General features: G+C 66.9%; 19 protein-coding genes. 10 read left to right on the forward strand and 9 right to left on the reverse strand.

All coding sequences use genetic code 11. From position 1 onward, the window contains the following. Positions 1–557: 557 nt before the first annotated feature. The 4 genes from QM682_RS10195 to QM682_RS10210 form a co-directional block, all read right to left on the reverse strand. Positions 558–1,397, reverse strand: coding sequence for an ATP-binding protein (locus tag QM682_RS10195; protein WP_415129345.1), 840 nt, complete (start codon positions 1,395–1,397; stop codon positions 558–560). After that, a complete protein-coding gene (gene tatC, locus QM682_RS10200; RefSeq protein ID WP_415129347.1) occupies positions 1,390–2,244 on the reverse strand; it encodes a twin-arginine translocase subunit TatC in 855 nt (284 codons plus the stop codon). Before tatC ends, QM682_RS10195 begins: the two co-directional genes overlap by 8 nt. Before the next feature lie 62 nt (positions 2,245–2,306). After that, entirely contained in the window at positions 2,307–2,804 is a 498-nt protein-coding gene (tatB, locus tag QM682_RS10205) for a Sec-independent protein translocase protein TatB (RefSeq protein WP_415129349.1), read from the reverse strand. 21 nt (positions 2,805–2,825) lie between these two features. Next, entirely contained in the window at positions 2,826–3,137 is a 312-nt protein-coding gene (locus tag QM682_RS10210) for a twin-arginine translocase TatA/TatE family subunit (RefSeq protein ID WP_415129351.1), read from the reverse strand. 161 nt (positions 3,138–3,298) lie between these two features. On the opposite strand from QM682_RS10210, the gene QM682_RS10215 reads away from it, so the two are divergent. Beyond that, positions 3,299–3,925: a MarC family protein gene (locus QM682_RS10215; protein ID WP_415129353.1), complete on the forward strand. Its 627-nt coding sequence runs from the start codon at positions 3,299–3,301 to the stop codon at positions 3,923–3,925. Further along, a complete protein-coding gene (locus QM682_RS10220) occupies positions 3,925–4,497 on the forward strand; it encodes a TIGR02281 family clan AA aspartic protease (protein WP_415129355.1) in 573 nt (190 codons plus the stop codon). Before QM682_RS10215 ends, QM682_RS10220 begins: the two co-directional genes overlap by 1 nt. Positions 4,498–4,585: 88 nt before the next feature. On the opposite strand, the gene QM682_RS10225 is transcribed toward QM682_RS10220, so the two are convergent. Both QM682_RS10225 and QM682_RS10230 read right to left on the reverse strand, forming a co-directional pair. Further along, positions 4,586–5,035: a DNA polymerase III subunit chi gene (locus QM682_RS10225; RefSeq protein WP_415129357.1), complete on the reverse strand. Its 450-nt coding sequence runs from the start codon at positions 5,033–5,035 to the stop codon at positions 4,586–4,588. Further along, entirely contained in the window at positions 5,035–6,507 is a 1,473-nt protein-coding gene (locus QM682_RS10230; RefSeq protein WP_415129359.1) for a leucyl aminopeptidase, read from the reverse strand. The genes QM682_RS10225 and QM682_RS10230 overlap by 1 nt, the downstream gene beginning before the upstream one ends. A 134-nt stretch (positions 6,508–6,641) precedes the next feature. Between QM682_RS10230 and lptF the strand changes: the two genes are divergently transcribed. The 8 genes from lptF to QM682_RS10270 all read left to right on the forward strand — a co-directional run bounded on the left by lptF (position 6,642) and on the right by QM682_RS10270 (position 15,589). Continuing rightward, positions 6,642–7,772, forward strand: a complete 1,131-nt coding sequence (gene lptF, locus QM682_RS10235) for an LPS export ABC transporter permease LptF (protein WP_415129361.1) — start codon at positions 6,642–6,644, stop codon at positions 7,770–7,772. Then, positions 7,769–8,890, forward strand: a complete 1,122-nt coding sequence (gene lptG / locus QM682_RS10240; protein ID WP_415129363.1) for an LPS export ABC transporter permease LptG — start codon at positions 7,769–7,771, stop codon at positions 8,888–8,890. The genes lptF and lptG overlap by 4 nt, the downstream gene beginning before the upstream one ends. Positions 8,891–8,982: 92 nt before the next feature. After that, positions 8,983–11,331: an LPS-assembly protein LptD gene (locus QM682_RS10245; protein ID WP_415129365.1), complete on the forward strand. Its 2,349-nt coding sequence runs from the start codon at positions 8,983–8,985 to the stop codon at positions 11,329–11,331. Positions 11,332–11,362: 31 nt separating this feature from the next. Further along, positions 11,363–12,643, forward strand: a complete 1,281-nt coding sequence (locus QM682_RS10250; protein WP_415129367.1) for a peptidylprolyl isomerase — start codon at positions 11,363–11,365, stop codon at positions 12,641–12,643. A gap of 93 nt (positions 12,644–12,736) precedes the next feature. Then, positions 12,737–13,708: a 4-hydroxythreonine-4-phosphate dehydrogenase PdxA gene (gene pdxA, locus QM682_RS10255; protein WP_415129369.1), complete on the forward strand. Its 972-nt coding sequence runs from the start codon at positions 12,737–12,739 to the stop codon at positions 13,706–13,708. Next, positions 13,705–14,553, forward strand: a complete 849-nt coding sequence (gene rsmA / locus QM682_RS10260; protein ID WP_415129371.1) for a 16S rRNA (adenine(1518)-N(6)/adenine(1519)-N(6))-dimethyltransferase RsmA — start codon at positions 13,705–13,707, stop codon at positions 14,551–14,553. Before pdxA ends, rsmA begins: the two co-directional genes overlap by 4 nt. Positions 14,554–14,589: 36 nt before the next feature. Continuing rightward, positions 14,590–15,009 (forward strand): transposase, encoded by a 420-nt coding sequence (locus QM682_RS10265; protein WP_415127037.1) that lies wholly within the window; start codon positions 14,590–14,592, stop codon positions 15,007–15,009. Then, positions 14,987–15,589 (forward strand): IS630 family transposase, encoded by a 603-nt coding sequence (locus QM682_RS10270; RefSeq protein WP_415129373.1) that lies wholly within the window; start codon positions 14,987–14,989, stop codon positions 15,587–15,589. The genes QM682_RS10265 and QM682_RS10270 overlap by 23 nt, the downstream gene beginning before the upstream one ends. Before the next feature lie 19 nt (positions 15,590–15,608). On the opposite strand, the gene QM682_RS10275 is transcribed toward QM682_RS10270, so the two are convergent. The 3 genes from QM682_RS10275 to prfA all read right to left on the reverse strand — a co-directional run bounded on the left by QM682_RS10275 (position 15,609) and on the right by prfA (position 18,562). Then, positions 15,609–16,424 (reverse strand): DUF4167 domain-containing protein, encoded by an 816-nt coding sequence (locus QM682_RS10275; RefSeq protein WP_415129375.1) that lies wholly within the window; start codon positions 16,422–16,424, stop codon positions 15,609–15,611. 231 nt (positions 16,425–16,655) lie between these two features. After that, a complete protein-coding gene (gene prmC / locus QM682_RS10280) occupies positions 16,656–17,507 on the reverse strand; it encodes a peptide chain release factor N(5)-glutamine methyltransferase (protein ID WP_415129377.1) in 852 nt (283 codons plus the stop codon). Next, complete coding sequence (prfA, locus tag QM682_RS10285; protein WP_415129379.1) at positions 17,507–18,562, reverse strand: peptide chain release factor 1; 1,056 nt, start codon at positions 18,560–18,562, stop codon at positions 17,507–17,509. Before prfA ends, prmC begins: the two co-directional genes overlap by 1 nt. Between the last annotated feature and the right edge of the window lie 48 nt (positions 18,563–18,610).

Consider the following 18,610-nt stretch of genomic DNA (forward strand, 5'->3'; position numbering starts at 1 on the left):
ACCATTAGAAGATTATTCTGAAATGCAATCTTCAAGAAGAAGTTGTTTTCTGCGAATGCAAAAACACCTCTCTCGCAGCATTCGCCGAATAGGTGTAAGAATGGCTTAAAAGCGCGGTAAAAAGTCAGGTTTTCATGTGTCTCGTTTCCGTGCAGGGTAGGCCGAGCCGTTTAATTATTCCTCTTTTACTTGTATGGCCAAGGCCGGATGAGGCTGGGCACTGCCCTCATCCGGTCACCTGCTTTCCAAAGCCCTCACGCAGAATTCTCTTTTAAGCAGTTGCGGGAAATAGGGCTTTCGTTTTTTATAGTTTTTCTTGGTTCCGCCGATCCTGATCCACGAAGCCTTCGAGAAAAAAATATCGTTAAAAATCGGTATCTTGCCGGATCTTACCCTATCCTCGGAAAGGTCGCCTGCGGGTCACGAAAATCAATTTTTGGTTGATCTTCCGCCGAAGCCCAGCCTGGCGGGAAAAAGATCCGCAACCATCCGGCCATGCTGCGATGCGGCATGACCGGAATTCGGATTTCCACCATGGGTTTATAATTGCGAAAACCCTAGACGGCGATGCCGTGGCGGCCTGCCAGATCGGTGAAGAATTGCCACGCAACCCGCCCCGAGCGTGATCCCCGCGTCGCCTGCCATTCGATCGCCTCGGCGCGCAGTTCGGCCTCGGCGACAGCCAGTCCATGCGCGGCGCAATAGCCCTGGATCATCGCCAGATACTCGTCCTGGGAACAGGGGTGGAACCCCAGCCAAAGCCCGAAACGGTCCGAGAGCGAGACCTTCTCCTCGACCGCTTCGCCTGGATGGATCGCGGTCGAACGCTCGTTATCGATCATGTCGCGCGGCATCAGGTGGCGCCGGTTCGAGGTCGCGTAAAGAATCACATTTGCCGGCCGGCCATTGATACCGCCGTCCAGCACCGCCTTCAGCGACTTGTATTGCGTGTCGTCATGGCTGAAGGACAGGTCGTCCGAGAACAGCACGAAGCGCTTGTCCCCGGCCTGGCCCAGGATATCCAGCAACCGCGAGACCGAACCCAGATCCTCGCGCGCGATCTCGACCAGGATCAGGGGCAGGCCCTGTCGCACCGCCTCGGCATGGACGGACTTCACCAGCGAGGATTTTCCCATTCCCCGCGACCCCCATAACAACGCATTGTTCGCCGCGAAGCCGCGCGCGAATTGCAGCGTGTTGGCCAGCAGCGTGTCGCGCGCGCGGTCGATCCCGATCAGCAGCGACAGATCGACACGGCTGACCTGCGGCACCGGCTGCAAGCGGTCGGGATCGGGATGCCAGACATAGGCAGCGGCCTCGGTAAAGCTCGGCGCGGACGCGGGCGGCGGAGACATGCGCTCCAGCGCCTCGGCGATGCGGTGCAGCGGCTCACTCATCGGCCGCCTCCTCAAGGGCGCGCTTGCGCTCGATCCGGCGCACGAGGAAGATCGAGACCTCGTAAAGCCCATAAATCACCGTGAAAAGAACGATCTGGCTGATCACGTCTGGTGGCGTCACCATGGCCGCCAGGACCAGGATCACGATCACCGCATAGCGCCGAACGCTGGCCAGACCCTCGGAGCTGACCAGCCCCGCCTTGCCCATCAGCGTCAGCGCCACCGGAAGCTGGAACGAGAGGCCGAAGGCCAGGATGAACTTGGTGGTCAGCGCCAGGTATTCCTCGACCGAGCCCTGGAAAACGATGCCGGCCCACGGCTCCTTGGCCGCCGTGTCCACAACGGTGGCTGCGGCCGTGGGATCGTCGGGCAACGCCAGCGGACCCTGCTGGAAGCCCAGGAAGAAGTCGAAGGCCCAGGGCAGGATGACGTAATAGGCAAAGGCCCCGCCCAACAGGAACATGACCGGCGACGCGATCAGAAAGGGCAGCAAGGCGTTCTTTTCGCTGCGGTAAAGTCCCGGCGCGACAAAACGCCACAGTTGATAGCCCACCACCGGAAAAGCCAGCACGAAACCGCCGAAAAAGGCGATGCGCATGGCGACGAAGAAGCCCTCTTGCAGCTTCAGCAGGATCAGGCCGCAGGTCTGGCCGCGCTTTTCCAGCGAATGGCAGATCGGCTGCGTCAGGAAATCGAAGATCGGATTCCAGACGAAATAGCAGACGACCATCGCCAGCACGAAGGCCAGGACGGACCAGATCAGCCGCGTGCGCAGCTCCTTCAGGTGCTCGATCAGCGGGGCCGAGGAATCTTCGATATCGTCCGGCTTGGCAGAATTCGTCGCCACGGGATTGCGGCCTTTCCTGTCTTGATGTTGGGGCGGTCAGGGCTGGGGCGTCCGGTCCCGCCTCAATGATCCAGGTCCGAGCGTCGGACCGCATGCAGCCGGCGCCGCCCACCAGCGGCCTCGTCCGAAGACGGGGCGTCGGGCGCGGTGCCGGGCACCGGCGGGGCCTCACCCGTCATGGGCGCGGAAGCCTCCGCCACTGGGGGTTTCTCGGCGACGGGGGCCGATGGGTCGGGCACCAGCCCCTTGCGGCGGGCCTCGTCGCGCGGGTTCAGCGGATCCCATTTCTCGAACCGCTCGGTCGCACGCTCCAGCGCATCCAGGCCCAGCCCGCGCTTCGAGGTCAGCGAATTCACCTCGTGCAGCGTCTTCGACGCCTCTTCAAGACCCGAGGACTTGGCGGCATCCTCCATCGCGCTGGTGAACTCGCGCGCCATCGACCGCGCCCGCGCGGTGATCCGGCCCAGCGTGTGGAACAGCTTGGGCAGATCCTCGGGACCGATCACGATCAGCGCGACCACGCCGATCAGCAGCAGTTCACTCCAGCCGATATCGAACATGACAGATCAGCGCCGCCCTGCTCAGAGTTTGTTCTGGTCGCCGGGCGTCACGTCGCGCAGCGCCGTATCGGCGGACATGCGCGCGCGCTCGGCATCCAGCTTGGCGCGCTCGGCGGCCAGTTCGGCGCGGGCGTGGGCGATCTCGTCGGGCGAGTTCGGCTCAAGCTCCTTGGGATCGGCCTTGTCTTCCTCCGAGCCTTCCTTGACGCCCTTCTTGAATGCGGTGATTCCCTTGCCGACCTCACCCATCAGGGACGAGACCTTGCCGCGCCCGAACAGGACCAGAACGACGATTGCGATCAGCAACAGCGCCATGGGGGAAGGTGCGTGCATCTTGTTACCTCCGTGGCGCGGCCCCGACGGCCGCGCAGATATAGACTTTCCCCGATATAGGCGCCATGCGCCCTTCGGGAAACCCCCAAACGCGTGATGCGGCGGCCCCGCATCCTGCGCCCGGACTTTCCAAGCCGCACTTCGCACGCCATAGTCGCGGCATGGACATGACACAAACCATCAGTGCCTTCGTCACGCTTTTCGTGGTCATCGACCCCATAGGGCTACTGCCACCGTTCATCGTGCTGACCCGCAACATGGACCGGGCGCGGTGCAGGCGAGTGGGGTGGCGGGCGCTGATCATCGCGGCAGGGCTGCTCACGCTCTTCGGCCTCGCGGGCGAGGCGATCCTGGCCGGCATCGGCATCTCGCTTCCGGCCTTCCGCATCGCGGGGGGCGTGCTTTTGTTCCTGACCGCGCTCGACATGCTCTTCGAGCGCCGGACCGAGCGGCGCGAGGGCCAGACCCGCGACGACCCCGAGCGCGAGGATAGCGACGATCCTTCGGTCTTTCCGCTGGCGATGCCGCTCCTGGCCGGGCCTGGGGCGCTGGCCTCGATGATCCTGCTGGTGAACCAGAACCAGAGCGCGCTGCATACGCTCGTCATCCATGGGATGATGCTGGCGGTGCTGGGGATCGCGGCATTGCTTTTCGCGCTGGCGGTGCCGATCGCGCATCTGCTGGGCCGAACCGGGACCATGGTGGTGACGCGGCTTTTCGGCATGCTGCTCGCCGCGCTTTCCGTCCAGTTCGTGATCGACGGGCTCAAGGGCTCGGGGCTGGCCTGATGGAGGACCTCGGCCGGCTGGCCTATCTCGCGCTGCTGCTGGTCGCCCTGGGCGGCTTTCTGGTGGTCGAACTGCGCGCCCGCCCCGGCAGGACCCTGCGGCAGGCGGCGGCCTGGGCGATGATCTTCCTGGGCGTGATCGCGCTTGCCGGACTGTGGGACGACATCCGCCAGGCGGTGCTGCCCCAGACCCGCATGCTCGCGGGCGGGCGGATCGAAGTGCCGCTGGGCCAGGACGGGCATTTCCAGCTGACCGCGCGGGTCAATGGCGCGCCGGTGCGCTTCGTCGTCGATACGGGCGCCACCACCCTGGCCCTCAGCCCGGCGGATGCGCGCCGCGCGGGCATAGACACCGAAAGCCTGGCCTATGGCGGCGAGGCGCGCACGGCCAACGGCATCGTCGAGACCGCGACCGTCACCCTCGACCAGGTCGCCATCGGCGAGATCCGCGATTCCGACGTGGCGGCGCTGGTGCTGCGCGCGCAGCTCGACCAGTCGTTGATGGGCATGTCCTACCTCTCGCGCTTCGCCCGCCTCAGCATCGAGGGCGACCGCCTCATCCTGGAACGCTAAGCCCCTCTTTCTTGCCCAAATATCCTGGGGGGGAACGCCTGGACACCCCCATCAAGGGGGCGTCCAGGCGTGGGGGGCAAAGCCCCCCTTACTGCCTGCGCTCCCAACGGCCATCGGCCTCGGACCAATATTCAGCGGTAACCCCCTCGGCCTTCAATTGCCGCCATTGCACACGCGCACGCTCCAATGCCTGCGGATCGCTGCCGTCGAAAAGAATGCAACAGCGCTCCATCGCCTGGCACTCGCCCCCTTCGACCCCGACCCCGTCCAGCGCGATCAGGCAGCGAGGTGCGTTCGGCGCCCCCTGCCCCTCGACTGTCAGCAGCACCGGCTGCCTCGGATCATGCGGCCCGCCCGCCAAGCCATGCGGCAGAAAGCCGTCCCCCTGCCACAGCCGCTCATCCAGCGCCGCCTGGCGCGCGCGGTCCCTGCCCCGCAACTCGACCCGCCACCCTGCTTGCAGGCTCTTGCCGATCAGCACCGGCAAAAGCTGCTCCGGGCCCGAGCGGGTCAGGTGATAGAACAGGGCCGCGCCCATCAGTCGCGGCGCTCGAAGCGGTCGCGCACCAGCCGGTCCAGCGCCAGCACGCCCCAGCCGCTGGCACCCTTGGGCGAAAGCGCGGTCTCGCCCGGCGGCAGGGCCACACCCGCGATGTCAAGATGGATCCAGGGCAGATCCTCGCGCACGAAGCGTTGCAGAAACTGCGCCGCGGTGATCGAGCCGGCGGGCCGCCCGCCGGTATTCTTCACATCCGCCAGCCGCGAATCTATCAGCTTGTCATAGGCACCGGCCAGAGGCAGGCGCCAGGCCCCCTCTCCCTCGGCACGGGCGGCCGCCAGAAACTGCGTCGCAAACGCATCGTCGTTCGAGAAGACCCCGGCGTTCTCGTGCCCCAGCGCGATGATCACGGCCCCGGTCAGCGTCGCCAGATCGACGATCGCGGCGGGCTTGAAACGCTCCTGCGCATACCAAAGCACATCGGCCAGAACCAGCCGGCCCTCGGCATCGGTGTTGATCACCTCGATCGTGTCGCCCTTCATGGACTTCACGATATCGCCGGGACGCTGGGCGCGACCGTCGGGCATGTTCTCGACCAGGCCGACCAGGCCCACGACATTGGCCTTGGCGCCGCGCAGCGCCAACGCGCGCATGACCCCGGCGACGACACCCGCCCCGCCCATGTCCATGGTCATCTCCTCCATGCCCGCGGCGGGCTTGATCGAGATCCCGCCGGTGTCGAAGACGACGCCCTTGCCGACCAGCGCCAGGGGCGCCTCGTCACCGCCGCCGTTCCAGCGCATGACCACGACCTTGGACGGGCTTTCCGAACCCTGGCCCACGCCCAGAAGCGCACGCATGCCCAGCTTCTCCAGCGCGTCCTCTTCCAGCACCTCGACCTCAAGGCCCAGCGCGCCCATGGCCAGCAGGCGGTCGGCGAAATCGCCGGTGGTCAGCACGTTCGCCGGCTCATTCACCAGGTCGCGGGTGAAGAACACGCCCTCGGCCAGGGCCGCGCCGGGCCGGGCGGCCCTGGCCAAAGCCTCGGCATCGCCATGCATGAAAACGACACGGCCCCGGCCCGCCTGCTCGTCCTTTCTGGCGCTTTTATAGGCATCGAAATCATAAGCCCGCAGCGCCAGGCCCAGCGCGACCTCGGCGGCCTGGGGATGGCTCTCGGCCAGGACCGTCACACCCGGTTTGCCAAGCCTGGCGCCGATGGACGCGCCGGCCCGGCGCGCGGTCAGCGCATCGGCGCGGCGCGGCAGGGATACCAGTTGCAGCGCCTCGGCCGCCATCCCCGCGGGAAAGCCCAGTTCCAGGGATTTGCCCGGCTTCACGCCTTTCCAGGCATCCGAGGCGATCGCCCGCAGCGCCGCCTCGCGCGCGGCGCGCGGCAGGCCGGCGGGCAGGCGCCCAGTCTCGGGGACCAGGATCGCCACGCGGCCCTCGCGCTCGGCCAGGCCCGCGCTCTGCGTCTGGGTGAAGGAAATTTCGACCGGCTGGGCCATGATGCTCTCCGCGCTGCTTTGCGTTCGGGGCCGAACCTAGTCAGACAACCGGCGCTTGACCAGAGCCGGGGCTTTCGCAAACCGGACCTAGCGGCTATGCAGTCAGCAAGACGCCGACGAGAGCCGCCCGACACATGCCCCGGATCGACCGCTATATCCTGTCGCAGTTCCTGACGCTGTTCGGGTTCTTCGCGCTGGTCCTGGTCTCGGTCTATTGGATCAACCGGGCAGTGTCCCTGTTCGAGCAACTGATCCAGGACGGCCAGACAGCGCTGGTGGTGCTGGAATTCACCGCGCTGACGCTGCCTCTGGTCATCTCGGTCGTGCTGCCCATCGCGGCCTTCACCGCGACGGCCTACGGCACCAACCGTCTGGCCAACGAATCCGAACTCGTGGCCGCGCAATCGGCGGGCATGTCGCCCTGGAGGATGGCCCGGCCGGTGCTGGTCTTCGGCCTGGTGGTCGCGGTCATGGTCGCGGTCCTGGTGCATCTGCTGGTGCCGATGGCGCGGGGCCGCATGGCCGACCGCCAGGCCGAGATCGCCCAGAACGTGACCGCGCAATTCCTGCGCGCGGGGGGATTTCAGTTCCCGGTCGACGGCGTCACGCTTTACATCCGCGAGATCACCGGCGACGGGCGGCTTCAGGACTTCTATCTTGAGGACGCGCGCAATCCCTTGGACGAAAGCACCTATACCGCGACCGAGGCGCTTGTGATCAGGACCAAGGCCGGGCCGCGCCTGGTGATGCTGCACGGCATGATCCAGAACCTGCGCCGGATCCAGGGCCAGCAACGGCTTTCGGTGACACGCTTCGACGAACTGGCCTATGACCTGGCCGGGCTGGTCAGCAAGAGCACCAACCGCAAGCGCGACCTGCGCAGCTATTCGACCTGGCGGCTGCTCACCCCCGACGCGGAACTGCTGTCGGCGACCGGCGCCTCGCCCGAGGACGCGCTGGCCGAGGCGCATGAGCGGCTGGCCAAGCCGCTGATGTCGCCCATCGCGGCGATGCTGGGCTTTGCCATGCTGCTTCTGGGGGGCTTCAGCCGCTTTGGCGTCTGGCGTCAGGTAATCTGGGCGGTGGTGGCGCTGATCTTCGTGCAGTTCCTGATCACGGCGGCCGAGAATCAGGTGGCGCAGTCCCCCGCCCGCTGGCCGCTGATCTATCTGCCGCCGGCGGTCGGGGCGCTGATCTGCGTGCTTGTGCTGTGGCTCGCGGCCAGGCCGCGACGGCCGCGCGGAACGGCGAGGACCGCGACATGATCCTTTCAGCCTATGTCGGGCGGCGTTTCCTGCGCATGCTGATCGTGGTGGCGGCGATCTTCGCCGCGATCCTGTTCCTGATCGACATCGTCGAGCAGATCCGCCGCTTTTCCGGCGAGGGCATCGGTCTGACGGGGGCGGCGGGCCTCTCGGCGCTGAACATCACGGCAAGCTTCTATTCCATCCTGCCGCTGATCACCGTGCTGGCGGGGATCGCGCTGTTTCTGAACCTGTCGCGCAGTTCCGAACTGGTCGCGATCCGCGCCTCGGGCCGGTCGGGCATCCGCGTGCTGGCGGCGCCCGCCGTGGCGGCGGCGCTGGCGGGCGCGCTTTGCGTCGCGGTGCTGAACCCGGTGGTCGCGGCGACCTCGAAACGCTATGACGCGGCGGTCCAGCGCATCCAGACCGATGGCAGCCAGACCGTCAGCCTGGGCGAGGATGCCGTCTGGCTGCGCCAGGCGCTGCGCAGTCAGGACAGCGAGGGCAAGGAGGTGCGCGGCCAGGTGGTGATCCGCGCCAGCCGCGCCAGCCCCGACGCGACCACGCTTTATAACGCGACATTCATGGTATTTGCCCCGGATCAGGGACCGATCCGCCGCCTGGACGCCGCCGAGGCGCGGCTGACGCGCGGCGCCTGGGAATTGCGCAAGGTCAAGGAATGGCCGCTGACCGCCGCGAATCCCGAACTGATGTCGCAGACGCTGGAAGCGATGGAGCTTCCCACCGATCTGACCGCCGCGCGCATCCGCGACAGTTTCGGCCGCCCCGAGGCGATTCCGATCTGGCAACTGCCCGCCTTCATCCGGGGGCTGGAGCGGGCCGGCTTCTCGGCCCAGCGGCACAAGGTCTGGTTCCATATGGAACTGGCGCGCCCGCTGCTGATGGCGGCGATGGTGGCCATTGCGGCGGTCTTCACCATGCGGCATATGCGCGGGCGCAAGACCGGCATGCTGGTGCTGGGCGCCTTCGGCTGCGGCATCGGGCTGTTCTTCCTGCGCAACCTGGCGCAGGTTCTTGGGGATAACGGCGACATCCCGGCGGCTATGGCCGGATGGACGCCGCCGATCGTGGCGCTTCTTTTCGCGCTTGGCGCGCTGCTGCGGCTGGAGGACGGATGATGGCACGAGCCAGGCATGCAATGAAAAGGCGGCGAATGGCCGGAAAAGCGACAGCCAGGGCCGTGGCCGGGACAGCGTGGCGGACAGGGGCGATGGCCTGCCTTCTGGCGGCCGGTCCCGCGCTGGTGCCAGGCGCGGCCCTGGCGCAAAGCCTGGCCCCCGATGGCCAGACCCTGCCGGTCTATGGCACCGGCGACGACTTCATCGACAGCGCCGGCCCGGCCCTTGCGCCCACGGGCAGCGACAGCAACCAGCGCCTGGCCGACGGCACCGAGGCATCGCAGACGCCAAACGTCGCGGCCGGGCGGAGCGCGCTGCGCATCGCCCCCGGCGCCGGAACGGATGGGCAGTCCTCGGGCAGTCCCGCCACGCTGCTGGCCGATCAGGTGACGCTGGGCGCGGACAATACGCTGACCGCCTCGGGCGGGGTGGTGATCTGGTATCAGGGCACGCGGCTCGTCGCCTCTCGCGTGGTCTATGACCGCAAGACCGGCGGCGCGGTAATCGAGGGGCCGATCCACCTGAGCCAGCCGGCCCGGCGTGGCCAACCGCAGGAAACCATCGTCATCGCCGACAGCGCCCAGCTTGACGCGAACCTTCAGGACGGCATCCTGCGCGGCGCGCGGCTGGTCCTGGCGCGCGAATTGCAGCTTGCCGCCCGGCAGATGCGGCGCGAGGATAACGGCCGGCTGACCACGCTGGATAATGTCGCGGCATCAAGCTGCCAGATCTGCGCCGACGACCCCATCCCCCTGTGGGAAATCCGCGCCCGCAGGATCACCCATGATGCCCAGACCCAGATGCTGCATTTCGACCAGCCGCAATTCCGCGCCCTGGGCCTGCCCATCGCCAGCCTGCCCGCGCTGACCGCGCCCGATCCCACGGTCGAGCGGATGACGGGGTTTCTCTCGCCCGAGTTTCGCACCACCTCGGGCCTGGGCTTCGGGATCAAGCTGCCCTATTTCGTAACCTTGGGCGATCATGCGGACGTGACGCTGACGCCCTATGTCGCGGCCAGCCGCACCTCGACGCTGGAACTGCGCTATCGCCAGGCGTTCCAGAACGGCGTCATGGAACTGGACGGCGCCATCAGCCGCGACGATATCGAACGTGGCGTGACGCGCGGCTATCTGTTTGGCGCGGCGCGATTCGAATTGCCGCGCGGCTATCAACTGGGCCTGCAATTGCAGATCGCCAAGGACCGGGCCTATCTGCTGGACTACGACATCACCGATGCCGACCGGCTTTGGAGCGGGGTCACGCTGGACCGGGTGGCGCGGGACCGGCTGCTGACCGCGCGCATGGGGAATTACGAATCGCTGCGCGACGACGAGGCCGCGGAACTGACACCCTCGTTCGTGGCGGATGCGCTGTGGCAAAGGCGCTGGCAACCCAAGCGGATCGGCGGCATCGCCAGCATGGAATGGTCGCTGCACGCGCATCGCCGCGCCTCCGGCGTCGACGTGAGCGGCCGCGACATGGCGCGCGGCTCGTTCACGCTGGACTGGCAAAGGAACGAAGTCCTGCCCCTGGGAATGCTCGGCAAGGTCGAGACGCAGCTTAACGCCGATCTTTATCGTATCAACCAGGACAGCGATTATGAGGATTGGGTGATCCGCGCCGATCCGACCCTGGCCGCCGAGCTGCGCTGGCCCTTCGCCCGCCATGCCGGTGGCGTCACGCATATCATCGAGCCGGTGGCGCAGCTGATCTGGTCGCCCGAGCGCGTTCACAGCAACGATGTCCCGAACGAAGACAGCCAACTGATCGAGTTCGACGAGGGCAATCTGTTCTCGCTGGACCGCTTTCCGGGCTGGGACGCGCGCGAAAGCGGTTTGCGCGCCAATATCGGCGTCGGCTGGACCCGGATCGACCCCTCGGGCTGGTCGATCGGCCTGACCGGGGGCCGGGTGTTGCGCACCGAACCCGACTCCGATTTCCAGAAGACCGGGCCACAGGGACGCAAAAGCTCGGACTGGCTCATCTCGGCCAATTATCAATCGGCGAACGGGCTGGCGCTGGTGAACCGGGCGCTGATCGACGACAGCCTGTCGATCAGCCGCAACGAGTTGCGCCTGGGCTGGCTGCGGCCCGGATTGCAGCTTTCCGCGGGCTATCTGTGGCTTGATTCGAACGCGGCCGAGGACCGGCTGGAAGATGCCTCGGAACTGACCACGACTGCCGGATGGCAGATCCGGGACGGCTGGTGGGCCACGGCCGAGACGCGCTACGACTTCATCGCCGACCGTGCCCAGAAAGCCGAACTGGGCCTGAAATACCGCAACGAATGCATCACCGTCGAAATGTCGGTCGAGCGGCGATTCACCTCGACCGACACGTTGCGCGCGGATACGAGCTTCGATCTGGGCGTGCGGCTGGGCGGTTTCGGCAAGCAGTCGTCGGGGTCGGGAACGGTGGCGCGCCGCGCCTGCCTGCGTTAAGGTCTGGCGAAACGAAGCGGCGAGGGAGCTGATGCGTCGAATTCTTATGGCTGCGGCTGCGACCGCGATTCTGGCCGGCACGGGCACGCTGCCCGGCCTTGGCCCGCTGCCCGCAAAGGCGCAAGGCAACCCGTTCCAGCCGCTGGTCTATGTGAACGGGGGAGCCGTGACCCGGTTCGAACTGGACCAGCGCATGCGCTTCATGCAGATCCTGCGCGCGCCCCAGACCGACCGCGCCTCGATCGAGAAGGAGTTGATCGACGACAGGCTGAAGGCCCAGGCCGCCAAGCAGGCCGGCATCTCGGCCAGCGAAGAGCAGGTCAATGCCGGGCTTGAGGAGTTCGCCAGCCGAGGCAATCTGAGCACCGAGCAATTCGTCCAACTGTTGTCCCATAGCGGGATCGAGCGGCAAACCCTCGTGGATTATGTGACGACGCAGGTTTTGTGGCGCGAATTCATCCGCCAGCGCGTCGTGGGCATGGTGCGCGTCAGTGATGCCGAGGTCGATCAGGCGCTGAAGAAGGTGCTGGAAACGCCGCGCGTGACCAGCGTGTCGCTGTCCGAGCTGATCATCCCCGCCCCGCCCGGCCAGGAAGACAAGGCCATGGCCCTGGCCGAACGCATCACGGCCCAGACCCGAGGCGAAAGCGATTTCGCCGCCTTTGCCCGGCAATATTCGGCCACGCCCTCGGCTCCGAATGGCGGGCGGCTGCCGACGACCCCGCTGGCGAACCTGCCGCCCAGCCTGCGTCCGATCCTGTTGCAGATGCAGCCCGGCCAGGTGAGCCAACCCTTGCAGGTGCAAGGCGCGGTGGTGCTGTTCTTCCTGCGCGGCACGCAGGGTTCTCTGCGCCCCGGCGCGACCGAGCAGGTGCTGGATTTCGTGCGCTTTCGTCTGGCCTCGGCGCAGGAGGCGGCGCGGATCGCGGCGGTCTCGGACACATGCGCGGATGTTTTCGTTCACGCGCGCGGGTTGCCGCCCGAGCAGATCCAGCGCCAGACCCTGCCCCAGGGCCAGATCCCCACGGGCGAGGCGTTGCGGCTGGCGGTGCTGGACGACAATGAAAGCACGATCATCGACCAAGGTGGCGCGGTCGAGCTTCTGATGCTGTGCAAGCGCAGTCCCGCCCTGCTGGCGAACCCGGCCCCGCCCCCGGTGGATGCGGGAAATGACGCGCCCGCGCAGCCCGATCCGAACGCCCTGCCGCAGCGAAACGACGTGCAGAACCAGATCTATAACGCCAAGATCGGCCAGGCTGCGGAAAACAGCCTGGCGGAGCTGCGCGCCAATGCGATCATCCGCCGTCCCTGACGGCACCACCCGCCGGGGGCTCCGCCCCCGCGTTTTGCGTGCCCCTAAATGGGGCGCGCAAAGCGCTCCCCCGGGATATTTGGACAAGAAAGAATGAGTTTGGCCCGGCCCATCATCCTGACCTGCGGCGAACCAGCGGGGGTCGGCCCGGAACTGGCGCCGAAGGCGCTGGCATCGGGCGTGCCCTTCGTCTTTCTGGGCGATCCCCGGCATCTGCCCGAAGGAACGGACTGGGTCGAACTGGAAGCCCTGTCGGAACCGCTGCCCGAGGGACGGCTGGCGGTACTGCGCCACGAGTTTCCGACGCCCCGCGTGGCAGGGCAACCCGACCCCGCCAATGCGCAGGCCGTGATCGACGTGATCGCGCGGGCGGTGGGTCTGGCCCAATCCGGGGCGGCGGGCGGGATCTGCACGCTGCCGATCAGCAAGGAGGCGCTGAAGCGGGGCGCGAGTTTTCCCTTTCCGGGTCATACGGAATATCTGGCGCATCTGGCGGGTGGCGTGCCGGTGGCCATGATGCTGGCCTCGACCGAAGCCGAGCCGCCTTGCCGGGTGGTGCCGGTGACGATCCATATCGCCCTGTCCCAGGTCCCGGCGGCCTTCACCCCCGCCGCTTTGGAGCAGGCGATCCGCATGACCGACGCCGCATTACGCCGGGATTTCGGCATTCAGGCACCACGGCTGGCCGTGGCCGGGCTGAACCCGCATGCCGGCGAGAATGGCGTGATGGGCCATGAGGAAGCGACCTGGATCGCGGCCCTGGTTGCGCGGCTGCGCGGCGAGGGGTTTGCGCTGACCGGCCCTCTGCCCGCGGACACGATGTTTCACGCCCCGGCGCGCAGCCGCTATGACGCCGCGATCTGTGCCTATCACGATCAGGCGCTGATCCCGATCAAGACGCTGGATTTCGCGGGCGGGGTCAATGTGACGCTGGGCCTGCCATTCGTGCGGACCTCTCCCGATCACGGCACCGCCTTCGACATCGCCGGGCGCGGCATCGCCGAGGCGGGCAGCGTCGTCGCCGCCTTGCGCATGGCCTGGGAGATGGCGGGGCGCCGGGCATGAGCACGATCGACGGCCTGCCCCCCCTGCGCGAGGTCATCGCCCGCCATGACCTGCGCGCGAAGAAGCAATTGGGCCAGAACTTTCTGCTGGATCTGAATCTGACCGCCAAGATCGCGCGGGCGGCCGGGGATCTGCACGGCTGTGACGTGATCGAGGTCGGCCCAGGCCCCGGCGGGCTGACGCGCGGGCTTCTGGCCGAGGGCGTGCGCAGGGTGCTGGCCATCGAGAAGGACGCGCGCGCCCTGCCTGCCCTGGCCGAAATCTCGGCTGCCTATCCGGGGCGGCTGGACGTGATCCTGGGCGATGCGCTGGAGGTCGATCCGCTGGCGCATCTGACGCCACCGATCCGCATCTGCGCGAACCTGCCCTACAATGTGGGCACCGAGCTTCTGATCCGCTGGCTGACGCCGCCGGACTGGCCGCCCTTCTGGCAGTCGCTGACCCTGATGTTCCAGAAGGAAGTGGCCGAGCGTATCGTGGCCCGCCCCGGCGGCAAAGCCTATGGGCGACTGGCGGTATTGGCGCAATGGCGTTCGGACGCGAAGATCGTGATGACCTTGCCGCCCGAGGCTTTCGTGCCGGCGCCGAAGATCCATTCGGCGGTGGTGCATCTGACCGCCCTGCCCGAGCCCCGCTTTCCCGCCGATCCGGCGGTGCTGAGCCGCGTCGTCGCGGCGGGCTTCAACCAGCGGCGCAAGATGCTGCGCGCCTCGCTGAAGGGGCTGCATCCGGGAATCGAGGATCTGCTGCTCGCAGCGGGCATCGCACCCACCGCAAGAGCCGAGGAGATCGGGCTGGAGCAATTCTGCGCGCTGGCGCGGGGATTGGCCGCCGCGCCGCGCTAAAGCATTTCTGTTGAACGCTGGCTCACTTGGGGTTCCGTGGCGGTGCTGATCGTGATTCCCTTCCATTTGGGAGGATGGATCATGTCAGCACCATTGCCATCGGCACTTCGGGTTCGGTTTCATCGATATATCGATGAGGGTCTGAGTGGCCGGGCAGCGGCGCTGCGGCTGAAGCTCTCGCGGGCGACCGGCGCCCGGGCGCGGGCGACCAGGACCAATGGGCATGCCGAGCCATTGCCCCAGGGCCGTCCCACGGGGCATGGCAAGCTTGCTTCGCACCGGGCCTTTTTCGAGGAACTGCTTGCACAAGACCTCGACATCACGCTGTTGGAACTCAGGGACGCGCTGGCCGCGGCGGAAGGTGTTCGGGTCCATCATTCGTCCATCGCCAGCCTGCTGTCACGGCTTGGGTTCACCTATAAAAAAGTCTCTGGTGGCCGCCGGGCGCCGTGGTAGCAGGGTAAGGCAGCGGCGGATCGACTGGTTCGCGCATCGCCTGCCCGCCATCGCCGATCACCCGGATCGCGTGGTTTTTATTGATGAAACTTCGGTGAAGACCAATCTTACCCGCCTGCGGGGCCGGGCCCTGCGTGGCACACGCCTGACCATGGATGCGCCCTTCGGCAGTTGGGGAACACAGACCCTGATCGCCGGCCTCACCACGGAGGCCCTGATCGCGCCCTGGTGCATCAAGGGCGCAATGGACGGTCCCGCCTTCGCAACCTGGGTGCGCGAAGTCCTGATCCCGGAGATCGAGCCGGGAACCGTGGTGATCCTCGACAACCTTGCCGCCCACCACAACAGGCAGGCTGCCGAGGCTCTGCATGCCCATCGTTGCTGGTTCATCTATCTGCCGCCATATTCGCCGGATCTGAACCCTATCGAGATGGCATTCGCCAAGCTCAAGGCCCACCTGCGCAGGATCGGAGCACCAACCTTCACCGATGTCTTCAAGGCAATCGGCGAGGTCTGTGATCTCTTCGATCCCGACGAATGCTGGAACTACCTCAAGGCTGCCCGGTATGTCCCAGGTTAAAGCAGAAACGCTTTAGGGCTTACTCGTTCGAGGCTTTTTCCGGCGCGCCTTCCGCATCGGCGGCAGGCTTGCGGCGGCTGCGTGGGGCCGCGCCGGTGCTACTGCGAGGCGCGCGGCGGCGGGGCGCCTTTTCGGCAACCTCGGGCACGGGCTCGGGCGACGGCTCGGGCGCGAGCAAAGGCAGTTCCGGCGCGGTATTGGTCTCGGGCGTCTCGACCGGGCCTGAGCGATCCTCGACCCCGATCACCGGGGGCAGGCCCTGGGCCGGCTCATCGACCGGGGGCTTTTCCTGCCGGGGGGCACGATCCTCACGGCGATCTTCTCGGCGATCCTCACGGTTCTGGTTCTGCTCGCGATTCTGGTCGCGGCGGTCCTGGAAACGATCGCTCTGGCGATTGTCGCGGCGCTCGCCCCGGCCGTCCTGGCGATGCTCACCCCGGCTGTCGTCGCGATCACGGTTGCCGTTCTGGTAATGGCCGCCATTTTGCTGGCCGCCGGCGTTCTGGCCCTGACCGGACTGGGCACTCTCACCCTCGTCGCGGTCATCATCGCGCGAAAAGCCGTTCTGATGGCTTTGCCGCTCGGCCATTTCGCGCTGCGCCTCGCCCAGCATGCGGGTGTAATGCTCGGCATGCTGAAGGAAGCTCTGCTCGGCCACACGGTCGTTCGAGAGTTGGGCGTCGCGCGCCAGCGCCAGATACTTCTCAATGATCTGCTGCGGCGTGCCGCGCACCTTACCCTCGGGACCCGAGGAATCGAAGACGCGGTTGACGATATTGCCCAGCGTGCGCTGGCGGTTCGACTTGTTACGCGAACGGGATTTGGATGATCTCATCAGCTTGTTGTCAATTCGTGGGTCCGGCAAAGGGCCGACTCAGGTTAGGGTCGTTCTTATTGCAGCGAGTGCCAGTTCAGGAGCGGCGTTTAGCCCGATGTCCCGTCTACCAGTGAAGGCTGAGATTAACTGACCCGTGCGTGGGCCTGTCGCCCCCGTCACAAGTCCCACTAACCATCCCTCGGCCCGCCTTACAAGGGGAATCTTCCGCATTTGCGAGGTTTTGAGCGATTAGCCGCAGCTTGTGACCGGATTGCGGCCCCAGACCGCCCGGTCCCGGCCATCCAGATCCTGACGCAGCGTCACCTGCGTCAGCCCCGCCTGCCGCATCAGCCCCTGGACGGCGGCGCCCTGGCTGGGGCCTATCTCGACCATCAGCCGGCCCTGGGGGTTCAGATGGGCCAGGGCCCCGGCGCAGATGGCGCGATAGGCGGCAAGCCCGTCGCCCTCATCGGTCAGCGCCAGGCGCGGCTCCCAGTCGCGCACCTCGGGGGAAAGATCCGCCATCTCGGACAGTGCGATATAGGGCGGGTTCGAGACGATCAGGTCGAAGCGGCCATCGACAGCCCCATACCAGTCCGAAAACCGGAATTCGGGCCGCACGCCGACCGCCTCGGCATTTCCGCGCGCCACGTCCAGGGCGGCACGGGAAAGGTCGGTGCCAAGCCCGCGCGCCGCGCGCCGCTCGGCCAGAAGCGAGATCAGGATCGCGCCCGTCCCGGTGCCAAGGTCGAGCACGCTTTCGAACGCTTCGGACAGCGCCAGTTCTACCAGCAATTCGGTTTCGGGGCGGGGATCCAGCGTGTCGGGAGTGACGCGGAAATCATGCTTCCAGAAGGCGCGGCGGCCGACGATCTGGCTGACCGGCTGACGCGCGGCACGGGCGGCGACAAGCCCGGCATAGGCATCCGCCAGGGCCTGATCCGGCGTATGTTCGGTCAGGCGGTGGCGCGGGACCGGCGGCTGGCCCAAGGCCTCCAGCGCGTGCTGAAACAGGCGCTGGGCATCGCGCGCGGGGTCGGGCACGCCTGCGGCGGCCAGCCGCGCCTGGGCATCGCGCAACAGATCGGCGGCGCCGGGCATCAGCCTTCCTGAGCGGCCAGGCGCGCGGCCTGGTCATGCGCGATCAGGGCATCGGTGGTCTCGGCCAGGTCGCCCGCAATGATGCGGTCCAGCGCGTAAAGCGTCAGCCCGATCCGGTGATCGGTCATGCGGCCCTGGGGAAAGTTGTAGGTGCGGATGCGCTCGCTGCGGTCGCCTGAACCCACCTGGCTCTTGCGGTCGGCGGCGCGCTCGGCATCGGCGCGCGAGCGTTCGATATCGTAAAGCCGCGCGCGCAGGACGGCCATGGCATTGGCGCGGTTCTGGTGCTGGGATTTTTCCGAACTGGTGACGATGATTCCGGTCGGCAGATGGGTGATGCGCACCGCCGAGTCGGTGGTGTTGACATGCTGTCCCCCCGCCCCCGAGGCGCGCATGGTGTCGATGCGGATGTCGCCGGCGGGGATGTCGATATCGACCTCTTCGGCCTCGGGCAGGACGGCGACGGTGGCCGCGCTGGTATGGATGCGGCCGCCGGATTCGGTCTCGGGGACGCGCTGGACGCGATGCACGCCGGATTCGTATTTCAGCCGGGCAAAGACGCCCTCGCCCTCGATCCGGGCGGTGACCTCGCGCACGCCGCCCAGTTCGGATTCGGCCAGTTCCAGGATCTGGAAGCTCCAGCCCTGCGATTCGGCATAGCGGCGATACATCGAGAGCAGATCCCCCGCGAAAAGCGCGGCCTCGTCGCCGCCGGTGCCTGGGCGGATTTCAAGGATGGCGGGGCGGGCGTCGGCGGCGTCCCTGGGCAGCAGCGCCAGGCGCAGACGGTGCTCCAGATCGGGCAGAAGCCCGCGCAGGCGCGACAGCTCATCCTCGGCCAGTTCGCGCATCTCGGCGTCCGCCAGCATCGCCTGAGCCTCGCGGATGCCGTCCTGGGCCGCGCGCCATTCCTGGATCTGGGCGACCACGGGTTTCAGTTCGGCATATTCGCGGCTGATCGCGGCGATCCTGTCCGGCGCGGGACCGGCATTCAACTGCGCTTCGAGAAACTCGAAACGCTGGATGATCTGAAGAAGGCGGTCCTGAGGCAGCATGGCCGGGGATTAGCCCCAGATCCGCCGGGCGGCAAGCCGCAACCGCCG

The organism is Paracoccus sp. (in: a-proteobacteria) (assembly GCF_047605025.1).
In the GTDB taxonomy this organism is placed as follows: domain Bacteria; phylum Pseudomonadota; class Alphaproteobacteria; order Rhodobacterales; family Rhodobacteraceae; genus Paracoccus.